Source organism: Bacillus sp. FG16 (assembly GCF_057809515.1).
This window is the reverse complement of the sequence record NZ_JBMDKC010000091.1, coordinates 1-22,874: the sequence shown is the minus strand read 5'-3', so window position 1 is coordinate 22,874 and position 22,874 is coordinate 1. Positions and strand designations below refer to the sequence as shown.

21 protein-coding genes and 1 pseudogene are annotated in these 22,874 nt (G+C 35.6%); 21 read left to right on the top strand and 1 reads right to left on the bottom strand.

Annotated features, from left to right (window positions below):
• The first annotated feature begins 121 nt into the window (after positions 1–121).
• Both ACODS7_RS24995 and ACODS7_RS24990 read left to right on the top strand, forming a co-directional pair.
• Positions 122–613 (top strand): annotated as a pseudogene (locus ACODS7_RS24995) (tyrosine-type recombinase/integrase).
• A gap of 250 nt (positions 614–863) precedes the next feature.
• A complete protein-coding gene (locus ACODS7_RS24990; protein ID WP_065485648.1) occupies positions 864–1,082 on the top strand; it encodes a hypothetical protein in 219 nt (72 codons plus the stop codon).
• 392 nt (positions 1,083–1,474) lie between these two features.
• Here ACODS7_RS24990 and ACODS7_RS24985 read toward each other — a convergent pair whose 3' ends face one another.
• Positions 1,475–2,233: an anthrax toxin lethal factor-related metalloendopeptidase gene (locus ACODS7_RS24985; protein WP_243169298.1), complete on the bottom strand. Its 759-nt coding sequence runs from the start codon at positions 2,231–2,233 to the stop codon at positions 1,475–1,477.
• Positions 2,234–3,432: 1,199 nt separating this feature from the next.
• Here ACODS7_RS24985 and ACODS7_RS24980 point away from each other — a divergent pair.
• The 19 genes from ACODS7_RS24980 to ACODS7_RS24890 all read left to right on the top strand — a co-directional run.
• Positions 3,433–3,708, top strand: coding sequence for a hypothetical protein (locus ACODS7_RS24980; protein ID WP_243169297.1), 276 nt, complete (start codon positions 3,433–3,435; stop codon positions 3,706–3,708).
• A gap of 117 nt (positions 3,709–3,825) precedes the next feature.
• Entirely contained in the window at positions 3,826–3,963 is a 138-nt protein-coding gene (locus ACODS7_RS24975) for a hypothetical protein (protein ID WP_197260411.1), read from the top strand.
• A gap of 544 nt (positions 3,964–4,507) precedes the next feature.
• A complete protein-coding gene (locus ACODS7_RS24970; protein WP_069355129.1) occupies positions 4,508–4,816 on the top strand; it encodes a hypothetical protein in 309 nt (102 codons plus the stop codon).
• Positions 4,817–4,831: 15 nt separating this feature from the next.
• Positions 4,832–5,167 (top strand): HNH endonuclease, encoded by a 336-nt coding sequence (locus ACODS7_RS24965; protein ID WP_065485642.1) that lies wholly within the window; start codon positions 4,832–4,834, stop codon positions 5,165–5,167.
• Between the two features lie 122 nt (positions 5,168–5,289).
• Entirely contained in the window at positions 5,290–5,601 is a 312-nt protein-coding gene (locus ACODS7_RS24960; protein WP_069355130.1) for a P27 family phage terminase small subunit, read from the top strand.
• Positions 5,598–7,265, top strand: a complete 1,668-nt coding sequence (locus ACODS7_RS24955; protein ID WP_243169296.1) for a terminase large subunit domain-containing protein — start codon at positions 5,598–5,600, stop codon at positions 7,263–7,265. The genes ACODS7_RS24960 and ACODS7_RS24955 overlap by 4 nt, the downstream gene beginning before the upstream one ends.
• 8 nt (positions 7,266–7,273) lie before the next feature.
• Entirely contained in the window at positions 7,274–8,437 is a 1,164-nt protein-coding gene (locus tag ACODS7_RS24950) for a phage portal protein (RefSeq protein WP_423191417.1), read from the top strand.
• The gene (locus ACODS7_RS24945) at positions 8,421–9,203 is read left to right on the top strand and encodes a head maturation protease, ClpP-related (RefSeq protein ID WP_086386849.1); all 783 of its coding nucleotides are present in this window, start codon (positions 8,421–8,423) and stop codon (positions 9,201–9,203) included. The genes ACODS7_RS24950 and ACODS7_RS24945 overlap by 17 nt, the downstream gene beginning before the upstream one ends.
• A 3-nt stretch (positions 9,204–9,206) precedes the next feature.
• Entirely contained in the window at positions 9,207–10,361 is a 1,155-nt protein-coding gene (locus ACODS7_RS24940) for a phage major capsid protein (protein WP_086386850.1), read from the top strand.
• Positions 10,362–10,366: 5 nt separating this feature from the next.
• Positions 10,367–10,660 (top strand): hypothetical protein, encoded by a 294-nt coding sequence (locus ACODS7_RS24935; protein WP_243169224.1) that lies wholly within the window; start codon positions 10,367–10,369, stop codon positions 10,658–10,660.
• Position 10,661: 1 nt separating this feature from the next.
• Positions 10,662–11,015, top strand: coding sequence for a phage head closure protein (locus tag ACODS7_RS24930; RefSeq protein WP_089148395.1), 354 nt, complete (start codon positions 10,662–10,664; stop codon positions 11,013–11,015).
• Between the two features lies 1 nt (position 11,016).
• Entirely contained in the window at positions 11,017–11,361 is a 345-nt protein-coding gene (locus ACODS7_RS24925; protein WP_069355137.1) for an HK97 gp10 family phage protein, read from the top strand.
• Complete coding sequence (locus ACODS7_RS24920; protein WP_069355138.1) at positions 11,358–11,687, top strand: hypothetical protein; 330 nt, start codon at positions 11,358–11,360, stop codon at positions 11,685–11,687. The genes ACODS7_RS24925 and ACODS7_RS24920 overlap by 4 nt, the downstream gene beginning before the upstream one ends.
• Positions 11,688–12,281: a major tail protein gene (locus ACODS7_RS24915; protein ID WP_069355139.1), complete on the top strand. Its 594-nt coding sequence runs from the start codon at positions 11,688–11,690 to the stop codon at positions 12,279–12,281. It abuts the gene before it with no gap.
• A 6-nt stretch (positions 12,282–12,287) separates the two neighbouring features.
• Positions 12,288–12,644 (top strand): hypothetical protein, encoded by a 357-nt coding sequence (locus ACODS7_RS24910; RefSeq protein WP_000415935.1) that lies wholly within the window; start codon positions 12,288–12,290, stop codon positions 12,642–12,644.
• 230 nt (positions 12,645–12,874) lie between these two features.
• Positions 12,875–14,107 (top strand): hypothetical protein, encoded by a 1,233-nt coding sequence (locus ACODS7_RS24905; RefSeq protein WP_069355140.1) that lies wholly within the window; start codon positions 12,875–12,877, stop codon positions 14,105–14,107.
• 277 nt (positions 14,108–14,384) lie between these two features.
• Positions 14,385–16,778 carry a phage tail protein gene (locus tag ACODS7_RS24900; RefSeq protein WP_243169227.1) on the top strand — a complete coding sequence of 798 codons (2,394 nt, stop codon included), beginning with the start codon at positions 14,385–14,387 and terminating at the stop codon, positions 16,776–16,778.
• Between the two features lie 36 nt (positions 16,779–16,814).
• On the top strand, positions 16,815–18,287 hold the full coding sequence (locus ACODS7_RS24895; protein ID WP_243169225.1) for a distal tail protein Dit: 1,473 nt from the start codon (positions 16,815–16,817) through the stop codon (positions 18,285–18,287).
• The coding region (locus ACODS7_RS24890) for a phage tail spike protein (RefSeq protein ID WP_488827816.1) at positions 18,284–22,874 on the top strand (4,591 nt) is incomplete at its 3' end. The genes ACODS7_RS24895 and ACODS7_RS24890, both read left to right, overlap by 4 nt.

The following is a 22,874-nucleotide window of genomic DNA, read 5'->3' as shown; positions in this document are numbered from 1 at the left end:
AATGTACATGATTATTCAAGTGTTAATGTGTACATTTAAACTAGCATTTATACTATAAGCTTGCTTTTGCTCTTAGATTAGAAGTTTATGAGACAGAGAAGCAATACGCGGGGGATGACTTATGAATTTTGTCCAGTTTATACGTAATCCAGAGCAAATACAACAAATCAAAGAATATTTAAAGAAAAAGAATGCATGTAACTATATTTTGTTTGTAATGGGAATTAATACGGGTTTACGTATAAGTGATATTTTAAAACTAAAGGTTGGAGATTTAAAAGGTAATCATATCTCAATGTGTGAAATGAAGACCGGTATGCAGAAACGTATACAGATTACAGCGGTGCTAAAGAGAGAGCTTCGATATTTCAATGAAAACAGAGAAGATGATAGTTTCTATTAAAAAGTAAGTAGGGGGGAATCGTCTAATCGGCCGTAGTAAGGCATATAAGATACTAAGTGGAAAGGCAGCAGAATTGGGATTAGATGAAATAGGATCCTATACGTTAAGAAAGACGTCCAAGTATCACATTGACATGCAAACGAAAAACATGGCATTCTCATGTAGCTATTCAATCACTTGTCTACACTACGTTACATAGGTGCAAACTAAGATGCAATGGATAAAGTGATGACTAGGTTTAAAATCTAATCATTGCTTTTTTCTATTTAAATCTATACAGTTACTCAGAAATTTTGTACTGTGTAACCCAAAAGAAAAAGTAGAATGAAATCAATGATACCAAGGGATTTGGTGAAAGGGTCAGTTACACACAATATAAGATATGGGTAACTGCAGGTATCGAGAAATCGAATGGTGTATATACATAAATATAAACTGTAAGGGGAGGTAATTGTGATTCATGTTAAATGAAGAACTATTAGAAGTAATCATTAAATATAAAAGGAATACGGGGAGAAATCCTGATATGTTAAAGTTGAACCCAACTTATTTTAGAAATATTTTAGAAGAATTGAATTATCCACATTGGATTATTAAAAAGAAAATGACAGAAATGAAAAAAAGTATATTTGGTGTACCAGTAGAAGTAACAGATACAGTGGAAAAATTTGAACTATGAAAAACAATGGCATAGTTGTGGCCGCTTTTTGGCAGAAAATGTGTCGGTTATTTTGGAAGTAATGTGTTATATTTGTATGGTGGGAAGTGTCGGAAAACACAACTCACGATGTTGGTATTAAAATTCTAAACGGTTCATAATGACGGTATCTAAAATCCGAAACCAGTTTTCGATGGTGCGAGATTGAATGTAGCCGTTGAATGGAAAGAGCATCTTGAAAGATGCTCTTTATTTTGTATATAGAAAAATACTAATTCGTGTAGTAATTATGTTTACAAAAAGAATGTTACTCAGTCATCTGATTTCTTTATTTAGAGTAAACAGGGAATCTTTGATGTGGGAGGAATGACTTGGAAAAGAGTTGTATCGCTAATACATGTGCATGGATACAATTATAAACGAAGAGGTAGTTTTTGTATGAACTCGTAGGTATAAGGAGCGCGTGTTTTTAAAGTTTCATGGGTAGAACTATTCAAGTAATAGTAGGCATAGGCTTCAGCAAAATATTCCTCTGGATAGTAGTAATAGGAACTGTTGGAAAAGGAATTATATTCACGACTATGAATTCTTAAGAATTCTTGTGAATAGCTAATGTTTTGGAATACATAACGATCAATAGCGTGAGCTGTTTCGTGTAATTCAAGATTGATTGAAGTATGCATATTACTGTAATTACTATATCCTATACGAGCAACAACAGGATTCCCGCCAATACCTGGAACAGAGTCCCAGGTATAGCCTGTACCTTCCCAGCCTCTAGGGATTTGTCCTCTTAAATAAGAATATTCGGGTAAATAAGTGATTGGAAAGTTAATGAGTTTAATACGAATATTTTTATGGTAAAGAGCATATAGAGTTTTGCTATCAATGTTGCTAATACGCTGTATCATATTGGTGGCTTCTTGTTGATTATAGTTGCCGGAAGTTTGGACGATGATAAGTTGTTGAGGAAGATTCGCCGGTGATGGTGTGTGCAGTTTTAGGAAACCCGGAAGGGTGGATGGAAAGAAAGGAGAGGTAGAGACAGAGGGATTCGTTGTATTTTTATCAGAAATGATAGGTTGTCCTTTTTGAGCGCTCACACTAATCGAGGGTATAATTAGGAATAATGAGAAATATAAGACAGTTAAGAGCAATTTTTTGAATTTCATAGTTATTCATCCTTTGAAAGTAATTTATATCCATAGTATTATATTATAAAGTTTAGATAATGGTGATAGGAATGTAATCGTTATTTTTATATGTAAAGAGGAAAAGAAAAAATAGGGATGAAGTTATTGGAGAATTATAGTTTTTTCGTATGTTCTCACACAATGCTAATGTGCAAGATAAGTCTATAGCTTGCTATAAAAAAGAGAGCTACATGGTCTGTATAAGACAAGTCATGTAGCTCTGGAAGTGAGTAGGAGGACAAGTGAGTTTTTACGTCCTCGCAGAAATTTAATTAGGGTATATGTATTTTAACATGCAGGGCTTGTAGTGAGGAGAGAAAAGTGTTCTTTAATAAAGGACAAAAAATAGATAGTTGAATATAGGATTGTATGGTATTTTAAATTAGGTAAATGATGGCGGAAACCACTTTTACAATATATGTATAAGCAGATTTACGGGCATCCATTGTAATTTGGAAGAGCTTTTGCTCTTCTTTCAGCCGCTAAGTTTTAGACATGAATGTATAACCGGGAAAGTTAAACATATATGCTTAGCGGTTGAAAGAGGGGCTAAATAATACATAATGTTAGATTAAGTTTTTAGGGTAATTTTTTAATAATAAGTACTTGCAGTACAAGTTGTACTAGAAGAGAGCGCTTTTATTATTGAGGTGCTTTTTTTTATAGGATTTATAATGAGGTGATGGATGAAGGAGGTCAAAGATGTATGAAGGAATGAAGAATGCAAAGATATAGATGTGTGGTAGGTTAATTTTGGGATAAGGGATACCCATTCGCATTCTTCACCCTTCTGAAAGAAATGTTGGAGGAAAACAGATGAATTGTAACTGCTTACTAAGTTAAGGGTCTGAAATAAACAGTAGACAGCGTCAGTTTTCCAACCATTTTTAGTATATGCAGAAAATGGTTTTTAAAACCAAAAATAATGTGTTGTCTAGAACTTTTTTCTAAGAATGAGCATATAATGAAGCATCGGACAACACTTATTGATAGTGCTTTTCCAAAGACCTTCCTTTCTATATAAATGATGCAAGAGCAGCTATTCCCTTGGTTGCTCTCTTTTTACGTCCATATGTACTTTTATAGAAAGAGGCATAGATATGAAAAATGGGCATATAAAGTATATAGAAAACATATGATAAATTGGTTATTTTTACAAAGTAAGGAGTGGGATACGGATGGACAGTTTGTCTAAAATTATTTTATCAAATAGGAAAGAATATATTGTATCGATTCAGCTTGGTTCCCTCATTGGAAAGACACTTGTAAATGGTGAGGGAGAATTTCTTAATACTTTTGTTGCGTTACCTCATATAGATGTGGAAACAGGAAACGAAATGCAAGTTGCTTTAAATCCGCGGTATATAGTAGCGATTGAAGAGTCTAATATAAGAATGCAACCTCATATACCTTCAGTATTTAGAATTGAAAAAATAAATAAGGATTTAGAGTGAAAGTATCCATTCGGATGCTTTTGTTTATTTTGTAGAAGGTATGTATGAAGTGAATAAAATAAGAACAAGCAATTATAATCAGCACATTCACTTTGATGTTGGGACCAGGTTTTGTAAATGAATAATATCGATAAAAAGAAATTAGAAAGTGTTATTCCGATCTTTAACAAAACGGAAAATGCAACGCTAAAACAAAGAAGAGAAGCGTTGGTTTGTTTACTTGATAGAACAATGGATGAATTTCTGAAAGAATAGTAAAAAAGGAACAGTTACCTCATCAACTGAGGATGATAAGTAACTGTTCAAATAGAGAAACAGAAAGGTTTGATATAACTTGTATATGATATCAAATATGGTTAAGAGATTTTTATTATAACATGAGGAAGATAAAAATGAATGTATAAAAATTCCTTTGCTAAAGGTCAAAAAATATATAAATGTCAAGATGGTTAAAGGTTTTATGCATTGTGGATGTAAAGCAGAATATGTAAAGAATGGAAAAGGAATAAAGAACGACTGTATAATTGTAACAAAAGAAAATATGGTTTAGTTTTAATATGATTTACACAGTACGTTCCTTATCCTTCATGAAGTGACTACACGGATGAAGGATATACATTATTCATACATTTCAAAGGTGTGGAATAGCTAATTGGGGTCATTCAATGTACAAGTCATAGTGCATGTCCTTCATCCACTCTTATTGTTCACTTGTTTTGGTTATGTATACCAAAAAAGGGAATATAAATTAGTAAATGCCCAAATAGTGGTTTAATGGTTAAAATAAGGAGTGGAGAAGATGGTGCAAATGGAAAAAGAGGTACAAAAGAAGATTGATGCGCTTGGTCTGCGTCCTTTGGACGATGCAATTTATCATAGGTACTTTAAAAATCGAACAGTAGTAGGAATTGGTGAACTGCAATTTAAATATTATAAAATGTATGGCCAACAGCCTATGTTCTATTCAATGTCCCATCTTATGGATTCGACAATAGAAGAATTACTAAAAAATGATGAAAAGAATAACAAACAATTCAATCCTTCCTTTTTTATGAGATTAAAAAGAAGGATTGATAGGTGGTTGTTCAGAGGAGTAGTTCGAAAGTAGAGTGATAAAGAGGGAATGAGGGAATATAAAACCAAACAACAGAAGCGTAAGTTCTATGACAGTGGTGAGTGGAAGTGTATACGAGAGCAAGTAAAGAAGAGAGACAATAGTGAGTGTCAGGAATGCAAGCGCAACGGTCACGTTCAAACAGATACCAATGAGTATAGTGAGAGCGCCAAGCGTAAGAAGATACAGCTCGTTGTCCACCATATAAAAGAACTAGAACATCATCCTGAACTTGCGCTTGATATGGATAACCTTGAAACAGTTTGTGTTAATTGTCATAACAAAGAACACGGAAGAATGTACGAAAAGAAACAAAATAAATGGGAACATGATGAAAAGTGGTAAAAATGATTCAGGGATAAGGCCCCCCGGTTCGAAGGTTGGGCTTTTTTTCGTCTAAGGGGCACCGGAGGAGGGGGTTAACTGTCAGGTTGTTTCGGAAATACGCGCGTAAGGGGGGTGGGTAGATGGCTGTTAGTATTGTAAGGGTAAAGGAACAGTTAATGAATAGTATTGATACGACAGATTTAGTTGAAGTTGAAAAGGTGGAACGCTATATTGATCTAGTTAAAGCATTTCGAAAAATTAATAAAACGATAACGAAAGAAGGGGAATCCGTAACAATTAAAAATGGAACCCAAGTTTTCGTTAAGGCCCACCCTCTTATAAGTGAGAGGAATAAAATTAACAGTTCTTTAATTGCGTTAGGGAGAGATATAAAGTTTGTTGTTAAGAATACTATCCCTGATACAGGATATAACAAAAGTGATCTTACATGATTAAGCAAAAATATGTAGAAGAATATATTGAACTTTATCGAAGTGGGAAAGTGAAGTTCAATAAAGAAAGAGAACTGTTAATTGGATATCTAGAAAAATACGTTTTAAATAGAGACGATTTGTATTTTGATGATGAAATGATTGAGGATTGTATTAACTTCGGTGAGAAGTGGTATTTTCCGTTACAATCATTTCAGAAATTCTTAATAGCATTCGTTTTTTTGTTTTATAAGAAAAATGGCCGCGTATTTTATCGGAAATTCCTATGGATGTTAGGACGTGGTGGCGGTAAAAATGGTCTGATATCTGTAATTATTCACTTTTTAATTAGTGAATTGCACGGTATTCCAGAGTATAACATCTCTGTTGTTGCGAATAGTGAGGAACAAGCGAAAACAAGTCCTGACGAAGTGCATAAATGCGTAAAGAAAAATGAGGTTTTACAGAGAGCGTTTAAAACCACATTAACTCAAACTGTTTCAAAGGCTACTGAAAGTATACTAAAGTTTAGAACTTCCAACGGGGATACAAAAGACGGTTTGCGTGATGGTGCAGTTGTATTTGATGAAATACATCAATATGAAAGCAATAAAGATGTCCGCGTCCACATCAGCGGGTTGGGAAAAAAGAAAAATCCGCGCGAATTTTACATTGGTACAGATGGATATGTACGAGATGGATTTTTAGATAAGTTAAAAGAAAAGGCAATGAAAATTTTAAATGGTGAAGCGCGTCCTAATGCTGTATTTCCTTTTATCTGTAAGCTTAATGATGAAAAAGAAGTCGATGATATTGATAATTGGGAAATGGCGAATCCAATGCTATCTCAGCCTTTAAGTGAGTACGCTGAAGGTTTACTTGAAACGATAAAAGAAGAGTATGAGGATTTAGAGGATGATCCAAGTAACAGAGAAGAGTTCATGACAAAGCGAATGAACTTACCTGTTACAAATTTAGAACGATCTGTTGCTAAATGGTCAGAAATTATCGCTACAAATCGTCCATTTCCTGATTTATATAGCCAAGAATGTATTGGAGCGTTGGACTTTGCGAGTATGCGAGACTTTGCTGCATGTGGGCTCTTGTTTAGAAAAAATGGCGATTATATTTTTAAAACACATTCATTTGCGCGTAAGGAATTTGTTGATATTTACTATGGCTATTCAAAAAAAGCTGGTGAATATAAAAAGCAAAAGTTCGCGCCAATTAAAGATTGGGAAGAACAAGGACTGTTAACAGTTGTGGATGAACCAACTATTAATCCTCAGCATATTGTTGATTGGTTTGTAGAAATGCGTGATAATTATGGGCTTAAAAAAATTATAGGAGATAATTTCAGGTTAGAAGCTATAAAACCGTTGTTAATAGCTGAAGGTTTTGAAGTTGAAATTATAAGAAATCCTAAAGCGATTCATAGCTTATTAGCGCCGCGAATTGAAATGGCCTTTGCGAATAAACAAATTGTTTTTGATGATAATCCTCTTATGCGTTGGTATACACAAAACGTATTGGTTGTTATTAAAAATGATGGAAATAAAGTATACGAAAAGAAAGAGCCTGTTCGTAGAAAAACTGATGGATTCCAGTGTTTTGTCCATGCTCTTTATAGGGCTGATGAGATACGAGAATCAACAGAATCCCTAATAGGCGATATTAAATTCTAATACAGGGGGTGATGACAATTGGATGGATCAGTGATGTTTTAAACAAAAATAAGGAAATTGCATTTATGTTTGATGTAGACATGTTCATTGATACAGCAAACAGAGTCCACATGAAGCGACTGGCGATTGATACCTGTATATCCTTTTTAGGAAGAACAATTAGTCAATCAGAATTTAGGGTTAAAAATGGTGAAGTATTTGAAAAAAATGAACTTTACTATCGCTTAAATGTTCGACCAAATAAGAATATGACAGCAAGTACATTTTGGGAAAAATTCATTCAGAAGCTTGTTTATGATAATGAGTGTTTAGTTATCCAAGCTGATGATGGTGATCTACTTATTGCTGATGATTTTGAACATAACGAATATGCCGTGTTTGAAGATACTTTTACGAATGTCACAGTAAAAGATTATCAGTTTAAAAGAAGTTTTAAACAAAGTGAAGTTATTCATTTGAGATATCGAAATGATAAGTTATCACCACTTATTGATGGACTCTTTGCGGACTATGGTGACTTATTTGGAAGAATTTTAAGTTCTCAGAAACGAAAAAATCAAATTCGTGGCACAGTTGATATGGATATGATTGGTGCTAAAACACAAGAACAGGTCGATAAGTTACAAAAATTTATAGATGACATGTATCAAGCAATCGGTAAGAAAGATATTGCTATTGTTCCGCAACAAAAAGGGATTGAGTACAAAGAAGTTTATAATGGTTCTGCTAACGGCCCTAGTGTGGAGGAAATAAATAAAGTAACGAATGGTTTTTTAAATCAAGTAGCAATGGCGATGGGAATATCTACAGCTTTAATATATGGCGAAATGGCTGATGTTGAGAAGCAAACGAAAAACTACATGAATTTCACAGTAAAACCTTTGTTAAAAAAGATTTCTGATGAAGTAAACGTTAAATTCTTTGAAATGAATGAGTATCTTGAAGGGCAAAGGGTTGAGGTTAAATCTATTTCTTATCAGACTATATTTGAGCTTGCGGAAAGTATCGATAAGCTCATTTCTTCAGGTGCTTTTAAAGGTAATGAAGTGAGATTAGAAGCTGGTTATGAAGTTTCTGATGATCCAAACTTAAATAAACATTACATTACGAAAAACTACGCTGAAATGAACGCTGGAGAAGGAGGTGAGAATACAAATGACGGTGAAAATTGACGTGAAAGGACCAATAATTTCAAATGATGAAGCTTGGATTTATGATTGGTTTGAAATGGATGCTGCAAGCCCAGGTGAAATTTCAAAAGAACTAACTAATGCCAACGGTGAGGATTTAATTGTATCGATTAACAGTCCCGGTGGTTATGTGCACGAAGGATCAGAAATTTATACAGCGCTGAAAAATTATCCTGGTCATGTGGAAGTTCAAATTGTCGGTTTGGCTGCAAGTGCAGCTTCTGTTATTGCGATGGCTGGTGATAAAGTCCGAATTTCACCTACAGCACAAATTATGATTCACAATGCTTCTATGTGGAATGGTGGAGATCATCGTGATATGGAAAAAGCTGCTGAAATGTTGAAAACGACTGATCGAGCAATTGTAAACGCCTATATCATTAAAAGTGGTAAATCAGAAGAGGAACTACTTCATATGATGGCTGAAGAAACTTGGATGGGTCCACAACAAGCATTAGAAAATAATTTTGTGGATGAAATCATGTTTATGGATAATCAGGTTAAAATGACAGCGTCAGCTTCTACTGCTGCCATGCTTCCACAAAAGGTAATCGATGGTTTTAGAAATGGAACAATGAACAAAAGCCAAGGGATTACAAAAGAAGATTTAAATGCAGCGTTATCAGGTTTGAAAAATGAAATTCTGAATGATTTACAAACAAATACAAATCCAAAAGAGCCTATTCAAAAGCCTGTTCATACAAAACAGAATTTGAGTACGCTCTTTTTAACTTTAGGAGGAAAATAAAATATGGTTATTAAGTTTAATAATTTTGAAGAGAAGAAACTAGCTTTCGCGAAAGCAACACAAGAAGGTACAGCGGAAGAACAATCAGCAGCGTTAAATTCCATGATTGAAGCACTTGCTACCGATGTTCGTTCAGATATTTTAAATCAAGTGAATGAATCAATGGTAGATCGTTCTATTATGCAATCTCGCGGTGCTAATGTACTAACAAGTGAAGAAATGAAGTTCTTTAATGCCGTTGTTGAAGAGGGTGGCTTTAAATCTACTGAAACTTTACCTAAAACAACACAAGAGAGAATTTTTGATGATTTAGTTCAAGGTCATCCGTTGCTAGAGCATATCGGTTTAGAGAATTTAGGAGCCGTGACAGAATTTATTTATGGAGATCCAGAGGGCGCAGCTGTATGGGGACCTTTATTTGGTGATATTAAAGGGCAATTAAATGCTACATTCCGAAAAGAATCTATTACTCAACTGAAATTAACGGCATTTATTCCATTAGCGAATGATATGTTGAAGCTTGGTCCAGTATGGGTGGAACGATATGTTCGTACTATGATTACAGAAGCAATGTCAGTAGGTTTAGAACGTGGTTTTGTAGCTGGTACGGGTAAAAATGAACCTATTGGATTATTAAAGGACACTAGTGGAAGTGTTACGAATGGAGTATACCCAGATAAAAAAGTTGCTGGAACTTTAACTTTTGAGCCTGGTCGCAAAACAATTAATGAATTAAAAGGCGTGGTCAAATTATTGGCTAAAAAATTAAACCCTGATGGTAAAACAGATGCAGATCGACCAAAAAATATTGCTGGTAAAGTAGTTATGGTAACAAATCCATTTGATACTTTTGATATTCAAGCAAATGCTACGATTCAAAATGCGGCAGGTGTATATGTAACGAGTTTACCTTTTAATCCAATCCCAACAGAATCTGTATTTGTACCTCAAGGACAAGTGGTTTTCTTTGTTAAAGGGGAATACATTGCAGCGATGGGTGGAACAGAGCCAATCAAGAAGTATGAAGAAACATTAGCTTTAGAAGATGCAACTGTTTATATTGCTAAACAATATGCAACAGGTAAACCGAAGGATAAATACACTTCACAAGTTTACACTTTAAAGCTTGAAGAAGTAACCCCACCAACACAAGGGTGATGTGAATGGAAACAGTAATTTTAAATGAAATATTACAGCAATTTAAAGATAGGATGCACTTAGGGGATGAGGAAGATGATAACCTAAAGCGCATCCTTTCTACGTCTAACAAGGCATTACTTAGGGTTTGTGGGAATTATGATTTAAATAAAGATGAGGAGTTCAAAGAATTAGTCTTTGAACGTTCTCGTTATGTTTATAACGATGCATTAGAGTATTTTGAAAAGAATTTTTTAAGTCAGATTAATAGTTTAGGTATCGATAAAGCATTAGAAGAAATTAAATTGGACGGTGATTAATATGCGTCCTTTTCAGTATAAAAAACCACTGAATACAGGTGATTGTAGAAATCGAATTATCATTGAGCAACCTGAAGTAATAAAAGATGATTTGAATCAAGAAGTTGAAACAGGTAATTGGCAAGAAGTAAAAAAAGCATGGGCAATGATAAAAACGGTAAAAGGTTCGGAGTATATTGAAGCTTCGGCATCACAATCTACACGAATTTATCGGTTTGTGATGCCTTATACAGCAGGTATTACAGAATTAATGCGAATCAATATGAAAGGTCGTATCTTTGATATTATCGAACCGCCAATGAATGATGATGAAATGTATCAAACATTGACTATTATCGCAAAGGAGCATATTTGATATGAATGATTTTGCGAGCGAACTTGCTAGAGAATTGCAAAGATATGCAAATGTTGTGGAAGAAGAATTACTGACAGCGCAAGAAGACGTTGCTGATGTTGCTGTAGAAAAATTAAAGCAAGGTAGTCCTAAAAAAACAGGGGCATATCGTAAAGGATGGCGTAAGAAAAAAGAAGGTAATAGTGTTGTCGTCCACAATTCACAAGGACAATTAACGCATCTTTTAGAAAATGGACATGCGAAAGTTGGAGGTGGGCGTGTTCCGGCTCAAGTGCATATTCGTCCAGTTGAAGAGTATGTAATTAATGAATTGCCAAGACGTATCGAGAGGGCAATTCCAGAATGACATTAGGTGAATTAACAAAAATCCTTGAAGCTACAGGTTATCCTGTGGCTTATTCGCATTTTACAGCAACGCCAGGTAAGACAGTACCAGCGCCACCTTATATTTGTTTCCTTGTGCATGGATCAGCAAATTTAATGGCTGATAACAAGGTGTATCACAAGGTAAATGATTTAAATATAGAGCTTTATACAACTAAAAAAGATTTAGTTGCAGAAGCCAAACTTGAAAAAGTCCTAGACAATCATGATATTCCTTATGACTCGTATGGGACTTTTATTGAATCTGAGAAATTATTTCAAAAAATATATGAAACGAGGTTGATGTAAATGAATGAAAACAAAGTAACATTCGGTTTGAAAAATGTACATTACGTGCCATTTGATATTAAAGATTTCTTAGTTACATTTGGGACACCAATTCCATTACCTGGTGGAGTGGAACTAACTTTTGAGCCACGCGGTGATTTAATTGAATTCTATGCAGATGACATGCTTTATTACGCGGCAAGTAATAACCAAGGTTACGATGGAACATTAAGTATTGCTACTATCCCAGAAAAATTTGCTATCGATGCACTGGGTGAGGAATTAGATGAAACGGATGGCGTATTAAATGAATTAGCTGATGCAAAAGGAAAACCGTTCGCTTTATTATTTGAGTTTGATGGTGACGTGAACGCAACTCGACATGTTATGTATAACTGTTCAGCAAGTCGTCCAACACTTGCATCCAAAACAAAAACAAGTTCGGCTGAACCAAATACAAATGAACTGAAGTTTGTTTCTAGCCCAATTGTTTTAGTACCCGGTGGAAGACCAATGGTAAAAACGAAAACGACTGCTAAAACAACACAAGCAATTTATAACGACTGGTACAAAAAAGTATATGTAAAAACACCAGTAGCACCAAAAGGAGCGTAATTATAAATGGAAAAGACAATTACTATAGATGGAAAACAAGTTCGATTAAAAAGTACAGCAGCAACCGTTAAACGATATAAAGCACAATTTAGACGTGATTTATTTGCAGACATGCTCAAATTAGGAGTTATTGCTCCTTCAAATCCTCAAGCTGGCGCTACTATTGATTTAGCAAATGCGGATTTAAGTAAAGTAGATTTTGAGGTTGTATATGATTTAGTTTGGTTATATGCAAAAACAGCAAATCCAGAAATAGCTGAACCGATTACTTGGTTAGATGGTTTTGATGAATTCCCTATCTCTGAAATCCTTCCAGAAATTATGGATATGATTCAAAGTACGATGGGCGCAAAAAAAAAATAAATAAAAGTAATGGTGAGCAAGGAGATTTCAGTGATGAAGAATTAACCACTGATACGTTCCTTGCTCTTTGTTATAAAGCGAAATTAACACATTGGGATTTGGAAATTATGACGATTGGTGATTGTTTTGATTACATTTCTGAATTCGCTGAAATGGAGAATCCAGATAAAGAAAAAGTTAGAAAAGCAAATCAAAAAGACTTCGATTCATTCTAAGAAAGGAGTGAGAAAATGGCAGGAAGAATTAAAGGTATTACGATTGAAATTAATGGTAACACTCAACCGTTACAAAACGCTCTAAAAGATGTTAATAAACAAAGCGATTCTTTAGCTAAAGAATTAAAAGATGTGGAGCGTTTGTTAAAGTTTGATCCTGGTAATGTGGAAGCATTAGCGCAAAAACAACAGTTACTTACACAACAGATTGAGAATACAACGCAAAAGCTAGATAAGTTGAAAGCAGCGGAACAACAAGTACAAGCTCAATTTCAAAACGGTAAAATTTCTGAAGAACAATATCGTGCATTCAGACGTGAAATTGAATTTACAGAAGGATCGCTTAATGGTCTGAAAAATAAACTCGGAAACATGAAAGCTGAACAAGAGAATGTAGCGAGTTCTACAAGGCAATTAGAAACATTGTTTAGAGCTACAGGAAAAAGCGTTGATGATTTTTCAGGCGCATTAGGTAATCGTCTTGTACATGCAATTAAAAGTGGATCGGCTACAAGTCGACAGTTAGAACAAGCAATCGGTCTGATTGGTCGTGAAGCTTTAGGAACTGAAGCTGATATTGAAAAGTTACAACGTGCGCTACGATCTGTCGATGCTGGAAATTCAATTCAACAAGTTCGAAATGAGCTGAGAGATTTACAACAAGAAGCTGAGAGAACAGAGAAGAAGTTTGAAGGGCTCCAAGTAGGACTTGAAAACGTCATTGGTGGAATGGCAGCTGGTGGCGGTATTGCTAGTGCAGTTGAAAAAGCAATGGATATGTCGAAATTGAAAACTAAGATTGATATCACTTTTGATGTCCCAGAGTCTTCGAAAAAATCAGTGGAAGAAGCGATTAGAGGTGTTAGTACCTATGGTATTGACGCTGAAGAAGCATTAGAAGGTGTTCGCCGACAATGGGCATTAAATAAGGATGCTTCTGATGAAACAAATGCCGCTGTGGTTAAAGGGGCAGCGACAATTGCAGCATCCTATGCTGGAATTGATTTTAATGAACTTATACAAGAAACCAATGAGATTGGTGCAACCTTAGGCATTACGAACGAGGAAGCATTGGGATTAGTTAATACATTATTAAAAACAGGATTTCCACCAGAACAATTAGATATTATCGCAGAATATGGGGATCAGATGGTTCAAGCTGGGTTTTCGGCTAAAGAAGTCCAAGGAATCATGTCAGCAGGAGTAGATACTAAAAGTTGGAATATTGATAACCTATTGGATAAATGATTGTCCCTATGAGTGGCGACATGCATAGAAAACTCCTTTAATTCAGTGGAACTCTCAAAAGAGACAATACTGAGCGAAGCCTTTAACAAAGGAACGTGCAACGACTAGCTGAAAAGCGTAGGGTGTAAGCTGATGACATCCGAAATGGGGAGCATCTTATATAAAAGATGATGATATAGTCTGGTCTGTATAGTGATGTACAGAAGTTCATAAGAGAACTGGCAGGATGTTGCGAATCCTGTTGAACATATCGGGTGTAAAAGAAGGTCGTATTAAAATGGCCGAATTTGGTGCGGGTGTAGATAAATCTATGCAAGCGGTTTTAGATAAAACAAAAATCTCGGCGGATCAGTTTGAAAAATGGGGTCAGGCAATTGCTGGCGGTGGTGAAAATGGACAAAAGGCTATGCTTGAGGCAACTAAGGCTTTAGCTGGTGTTGAAAATGCAACAGACAGAAATGCACTTGGCACGAAGATGTTCGGTACTCTTTGGGAAGACCAAGGGAAGAAAATCATCGATACCATTTTGAAAGCGGAAGGTAAACAAGTCGATTTAAAAAAAGGAGTAGAAGACTTACAAGGTGCTACTTCTAAAATAGATGCATCTCCAGCGGTTAAATTTCAACAAGCAATGCAAGATTTACAAGTTGCTCTTCAGCCTGTTCTTGCAGTTATAGCAGATCTTGTCTCTAAATTCGCTGAATGGATTTCTAATAATCCTGAATTAGCAGCAACGTTAACAGCGATTTCTGTTGCTATTGGTGTCATTTCTGGCGCGGTTATGGCTCTTGCTCCGATCGTTATGGCGGTCATGAGTTTGTTTAGTATTGGAGCGGCTGCAGCAGCAGGAATTGTTGCTGGTATTCCTCTTATCATAGCCGCTATAGCAGCTATAGGAATTGCCATCTATAAAAACTGGGATGATATCCAAAAATGGACCATCGAAGTTTGGAATTCCATTATAGAATTTCTAACAGGAATTTGGGAGGGAATATCCCAATGGGCAACTGAAATGTGGGAAAGTATGAGTGAATCTACTTCTTCAGCTTGGAATGCCATTAAAGAATTTTTAACAGAACTATGGAATGGAATCGTGGAGTCTCTATCTGAAACATGGAATTCGATTGTTGAAACGACTACGGAAACATGGAATGCTATCGTGGAGTATTTGACTGGAATTTGGGATGGAGTAATTGAAACACTATCAGAAGTTTGGAATAGTATCAGCCAAACCACTTCTGAAGTGTGGACGGCGATTAGTGAGTTCTTCCAAGAAACTTGGAATGGATTAGTTGCCTTTCTAACTCCTATTTTACAGGGGATTGCTGATTTCTTCTCTATGATTTGGAATGGCATTTCCACAGTGATTCAAACTGTATGGGATTTTATTACTCAATACTTACAAGCAATTTGGACGGCTATTTTATACTTTGCTACGCCAATATTTGAAAGTATCAAGAATTTCATTTCTGAATGTTGGAATACCATTAGTTCTACTACAAGTTTTGTATGGGAAACAATTAAGAATTTCTTAGTTTCCTGTTGGAATGGACTTGTAGCGTTTGTTATGCCGATTTTTGAAAAAATCAAGTCCTGGATTATTGCTGTGTGGGATACAATCAGTTCAGCAACGATGTCTGTATGGAATGCTGTTAAGAATTTCTTACAATCATGCTGGAACGGGTTAGTAGCTTTTGTAACGCCAATATTCACCTCAATAAAAGATTGGATTGTGAATACATGGAATACGATTAGTTCCACAACAAGTGCAGTGTGGAATACGATTAAAAGCTATCTATCTAGCTTATGGAACGCAATTGTTTCCACAGCAAGTTCTGTATTCAATAGCATCAAAGAAGCCATTTCAACGGTTTGGAACATGATTAGTAGCACAAGCAGTAGTATTTGGAATGGTATTAAATCTACACTTTCAAACATTTGGGAAGGTATAAAGTCAACCGCATCTTCTGTCTGGAATGGATTAAAAGAAGCCATTATGATTCCTGTTCGTTGGGTGACAAATGCGGTTAGTGGAGCATTTGAAGGCATGAAATCAGCAGTATTAGGCGTATGGGATGGTATTAAAAGTGGTATTCGTACAGCTATCAATGGAATTATTCGTATCATAAATAAATTTATAGATGGCTTTAATACACCAGCAGAATTATTAAACAATATACCAGGAGTTAGCGCGCCGACTATCCCACATGTACCTATGCTTGCTAAAGGCGGGAAGCCTGTCGGTGATGGCTCTTTCATAACTGGTGAAGCTGGTCCTGAGCTCTTTACTAAGAGAGGGAATTCAATTACAGTTACGCCGTTATCTTCAAAAGAAAGATCTCTCGGTATCACTGGAACTATGAATCAACTAATGAGTGATATGAGCCGGATGATGGCTAGTTCAATGAGTCAATTATCAGGGTTAAAGAGTGTTATGAGTGGTGTGTATGGAAGTATGTCAAATAGTAGACAAGCTATGGCAGCTGGTGTTGCGAATCAAGTGATTAATTATTCTTCAGGATCACCTGGCGGTGGAGTCATTCCAATGCTTGGTGGGGATTTAGTTATTGAAGTGCCTGTTAATTTAGAAGGGAGAGACGTGGCACGCGGTACTTATCGCTATACAACCGAATATCAAGAAAGAGAAGCAAAAAGAAACTCAGACTTTTAGGTTTGGGTTTCTTTTATAAAGAAATGAGGTGTCAAAATGAGCTCTTTCAAATTTAACAATGAACGTAAAAATTATATTCAAATTGCAAAAGGTTGGAAAAGATCAACTTGGGCACCATTGAAACGGAATTTTCTAAGTCCCCCAGGATATCCAGGGGCAAGATTATTAAATACACAAACAGAAATGCGTGTTTTATCAATTCCTGTAGGGATCATAGTTCCTGATGATACTGATTTAGAAATGGTAAAAGAAGAAATTGCAAGTTGGTTAATAACGGATCAACCAGTAGAGCTTATTTTTGATGTAGAACCAAATAGAACATATTTAGCGGTTGTGGATGATAGTTTTGATCTAGATGAATTTGTAACACTTGGAATAGGAACTCTTACGTTCATTTGCCCAATGCCATATAAGTTAGGTCCTGTACAAAAGAAAACCTTGGCTATCGCAAATGGTGACTTAAAAACTAGTTTTCTTAATAAAGGTTTTGTAGAGTCAAATCCAATTATTGATATAAAGGTGGGCGCACAGAGTCCTTATCTCGATGTATGGAATGATGATGAATATTTTAGGATGGGTTATCCCGCAGGGGTAAAAACTCGTGTTGTGAAACAAAATGATCGTCTCATATGGGATGAAATGACTAATTTAACCATTTGGGAAGCGATAACTGGAAAAATAGGAATTTATAAAAGTTCAGGGGCTATGAAAGTTTGGCAAGGATACGCTTTTACACCCGATTCGTATGGAACGGGAGCGAATGATGAGTGGCATGGTCCATTTATGAAGAGAACAATTCCTAATACAAGTGGAGTTATTCAAGATTTTAAACTTGATGTACAAATGAATTTTCAGTCTGAACATTGGAACAGAATGGGCAAAACGGTAGTAATGCTTTTAGATGCTAATGACAATGTGATAGTTGAATTAGCAATGGCTGATGAATATATGAGTCATGAAATGACAACAGCACAAGCAATTATTGATCCAGGAAGTTCTAGAAAGTGGATTGCTGACGAGATGGGCATGTACTCTGATACATTTAACGACTTTAGAGGACACGTTTCAGTAGCTCGCAGAGGTAAAGAATGGAGCTTCTATTTTGCTAAATATCGTAAGAACACCGAAATAGATGATGCTAGTTTTGTTCGTACATGGCGAGACAATTCTGACAGTAACCCTATGACAGCTAGACCAGTAGCAAAAATAGCTGTAGGGTGTATTGCTTATGGTGCAAATCCGCCAGTTGATGTCGCGTTTATTGAAGATGTTAAGTTTTGGAAGATTAATACTTTAACAATAGACGAGACTCCTTATATTTTTGATATAGGAGACAAAATACAGATAGATACAGAAAGATCATTAGTAACAATAAACGGTACAAATGCAATTGCATTAAAAGATATATTTAGTTCATTCCCTGTTATAAAGCGAGGGCAAAATGCAGTCATAATACGACCAGCTAATGTAGGAATAGCGGAATTAACGTATAGGGAGCGGTTTAGATGAGAACACCAAGTGGAGACTTACATGTCGTTGATTTTAAAACAAATCAAATCGTTTCAGATATACAGCCTAAAGACTATTGGGATGACAAACGACATTGGGAAATCAAAAATAATATCGATACTCTAGAGTTTAGGGTATTTGAAAATACAGATCATGCAGCAATACTTGTACAACAAAATTTAGTGCTAAAGGAAGTACGTGGTGGTAGAATCGTTCCTTATGTCATTACAGAAACGGAAAAAGATTCTAAAGATAGATCATTAATGGTTTATGCATCTGGTGAATGGATTCAGCTTGCTAAAGCAGGAATTATTGAACCACAAAAATTAGAAAGTAAAACATTGAAACAATGTATGGAAATAGCTCTTAAAGGGACGAAGTGGACAATAGGTAAAACCGAACATGATGGAGCGCATTCAATGGTAATTGAAGAATTTACAGATCCATTGGATTTACTTAAGAAAATTGCCGCTTCATTTGAATTAGAACTTCAATATCGTGCTGAAGTTGTTGGTTCTAAAATCGTTGGACGCTATGTGGATATGGCTCAGAAACGAGGAAGAGATACAAGAAAAGAAGTAACTTTTGGTAAAGATTTAATAGGAATTAAACGTATTGAGAACTCTCAAAGCATTTGTACAGCTTTATTAGGTTTTGTAAAAAAAGAAAATGGGGAATTCATTACAATCTCACCCATAAATAAGGGGGTTCCTTATCTTGTAGATGATGCAGCTTACCAACGCTGGAATGAGAACGGAAAACATAAATTCGCTTTCTACACTCCACAAACAGACGATCAAAATATGTCTCCTGAGAGACTTTTGGCTTTAATGAAAACGGAAATGGGTAAGCTTGTGAATGCTTCCGTTTCTTATGGAGTCGATGCACAAAATATAGCAAGAATACCTGGTTTATCACATGAAGAAATCAATGAAGGAGATACAATTCGAATTATAGATGAAGGGTTTACACCTAAGTTGTATCTTGAAGCGCGAGCTATTGCTGGTGATGAATCTTTTAAAGATCCTATACAAGATAACTATGTATTTGGTGATTATCGTGAAATCGTGGATCAAAATGATGAGTTGCGAAGATTATACCAAAAGATACTAAGTTCATTGTATGACAAGGTTCCGCAGGAGTTATTTGACCAATTAAATAATAAAGTAAAGGAACAAAACAAAGACATCATTGATGCTAAAGATAAAGCTGATCAGGCTCAAAAAGAAAGTCAAACAGCAAAAGATTTGGCAGAAACAACACAGAAATATATGGAGCAAAACATGGTTGATATTATCGAACAACCAACGGCTCCTACTGAGAATTTACGTGATGGAAAAACTTTGTGGATAGATAGTTCTGATCCTGAAAATAAGGTGCAGAAACTTTGGAAAGGTGGTCAATGGCAAAGGGTTACTCCAGATACAGGACCATTAAAGCAAAGTATTAAAGAGGTTAAGGAAGATATTGAAACAGCTAAAACAGAATTGAATCAAAAGGTTCAAAGTGTGGAAGGTAAAGCGCAAGAAATAGCTGGACAAATAGTGGATGTTCAAAAGCAAGTTAATGGAAAAGTGGATCAAACATGGATTCATACACAGTTAAAAGATAAAGCTGATAAATCTGGAGTGTTTACAAAAGAGGAAATTAACAATGGATTTATTGGTAAACAAATCTATGAAACTGATAAGAATGGTAACGTTAAAAAGTTCCAAGATATTAACACATCTATGAGTCAAACAAATGAGGCTCTTAAACAAAAAGCAGAGAAATCTGAGCTAACGAAAACGAATGAAGGCTTGTCACAGTTGGAGCAGAAGACAAACGAGATTAAGACAACAGCTGAGGGGACGAAACAGACTCTTACAGAACTTAAAACGCAAGTAGATAATACAAAACTAGATGGACGAAATTCGCTTAAAAACTCTAATTTTTCTAGTTATATTGTTAATGATTCTATAAGTTGGGACAAATCGTTAAATGGGAACCTTCAGGCATCTGGTTGGGGAAGTGGGTATAACGGTGGTGTAGCAGATCCAACAAAAGGTTATCATGCCCATCTAGATATAACTACTTTCGGTTATCCAGTTGTAGCGTTTATTAACAAAAACAGTATCATCGGTCAAAAAAATAGATGGATGGGTATAGCTGAAGATGTGGTTGCAGAATTTGCGAGAAATAATGTCGCGGGTAAAGAAATTACTATTAGTATGGATATTTGGTCAGATACAAAAGGTTTCCGTATAAACGGTGGTTTACATCATTTCATTGAAGGTAACACAGCACAAAGCTTTCACAGTGGTCAGTATGTGTTTAACGTAAGTGAAGTTAATAGATGGGAACGCTATACGTTTACCATGAAACTTCATGGAAAATTTGACGGTACTAAAGTTTCTAGATTGTATATATATGGTGGCGAAGGTATTGAAGGTACAGCGTATGTAAAAAACGTCAAACTTGAATTAGCTAACGTTGCTACAGCATGGACACCAGCACCAGAAGATCAAGTAACAACAACTGATTTTACTAAAAAGACGGTAGAAATTGAGACGACTATTAAAGGGATTAACACTACGGTTTCTAATGTTCAAAACGAACAAGGAAAGCTTACGGAACGTATGACGAAATCAGAGCAAACCGCAGATGGATTTAAAACTTCTATTGAATCGTTAACTAAAAAAGATACTGAAATTAGTAATAAATTAAATACGGTTGAATCGACTGTGGAAGGTACGAAACAGACGATTTCTGATGTACAACAAACAACAAGTGAGCTTAAGAAAACAACAACTGAAATTAAAGAAGAAGCAGGAAAAGTCACCGAGAAGTTGAGTAGTGTGGAGAAAAAGTTTGATGATATGAAGATTGGCGGACGTAACATTCTGTTAAGTACAGGTGGCACACTTAAATCTGACACAGGAACAACAGTGTCTAATATAGTAAATAAGTTATTTAAAATTGTGCCGGATGGTTTATCGATGCTACAAGGGCAGCAGTTTACTATTAGCTTTAAAGCAAGAACTATTGGATATGAAAAGGGAACACCGAATCCATGGGCTGGGGTAGAAGTGTGGATAAAGTATAAAGATGGTGAACAATTATGGCCTGGTGTTCGTTGCGAAAGTGATGTTAACGCAAATCAAGAATGGAAAACATATTCCTTTACTTATAATCTTAAAGATAAAGCAATTGAGGTTTTCAATCCGCAAACGCTATTACGTAATGTTAAAGGCATGATCGAATTAAAAGAATGGCAAATTGAAATTGGAAATAAAGCAACAGACTATAAACCAGCAGCAGAAGATCAAGTAACAACCGATGAATTCACGAAGAAAACAACCGAAATCGAAAAAAGTGTGGATGGTGTAAAAACTACTGTATCAACTGTTCAAAAAGACCAAGGTGCAATGCAAACTACCTTGAATCAAGTTAAACAAACAACGGATTCTAATTCACAAACCATTACAACTCTATCTCAAACACAAGGCAAACAAGGAGAAATTGTACAACAAAACACGAGTGATATCACACAGTTGAATAATCAAATCAAATCCAAAGTAACAGATACTCAAATGCAAGAGTATGTGGGTAGATTAGGAAGTACGAACTTACTATTTAATGCTGCATTTGAAGACCGAGTAATAAACTCTACTACAGGAGTTGTAACGAGTAGAAAACCGAGTATTTCTAAATGGAGTGTCGGTCCAAACGGCAGTAACTTTACAGCTGTACCAGAAACAGCGAGAAACCATGACAGTATGAATTCCGTTAAATTAGAATCGTCCGGGCAGACAGTAGACAGAAATGCAGCGTTCTATCAATCATTACCTGTATCTCCTAACTCCGGTGATTATGTGTTATCTGCATGGTTCTACACAGATGCAGTTGCTACGATAGATAATACAGCATTTGTAATGATTGAATTTTACAATGGTTCTACTTGGGTTACGAATAAAGTTGTACAACTTGTACCGTTACTGACTAATGGATCATGGAAATTTATTAGTGTAACTATGCCGGCTCCTGCATCAGGTGTTACTATGATACGTTTCATGGTAGTTATTAGAAAAAACGGTAGACTGTGGGTATCGCAACCACAACTACAACAAGGTATTACACCTTCTAGTTTCATGGAGAATCCGAAAGACTATGCTAACTATGACCAACTTGTAGGCGAAATCGGAAAGAAAGTGGCTACTTCTGATTTTGATAGTAAAGTTTCTAAAATGGAAACAACGATCAATCAGCAATCTAATCGTATTGACTTAAAGGCTGAGAAAAATGATGTTTATACGAAAACAGAAGCAAACGGTCAATTTGGAAGTAAGGCTTTAGTGGATTCGCATACTTCTCAGTTATCTGTAATGAGTAATGAAATTAATGCTACAGTCAAAAAGGGCAATATTATCTCATCTATCAATCAAACTGCAGAACAAATTCAAGTCCAGGCTAATAAAATCAACCTTGTAGGATACGTTACAGCCGAACATCTTAAAGGGGATGTTTTGGAAGGGATGAATATTAGGACTTCCCGGCAATCGAATGACCCTAGATGGGTAGAGATAATGAAATCTAATGTTCGATTAA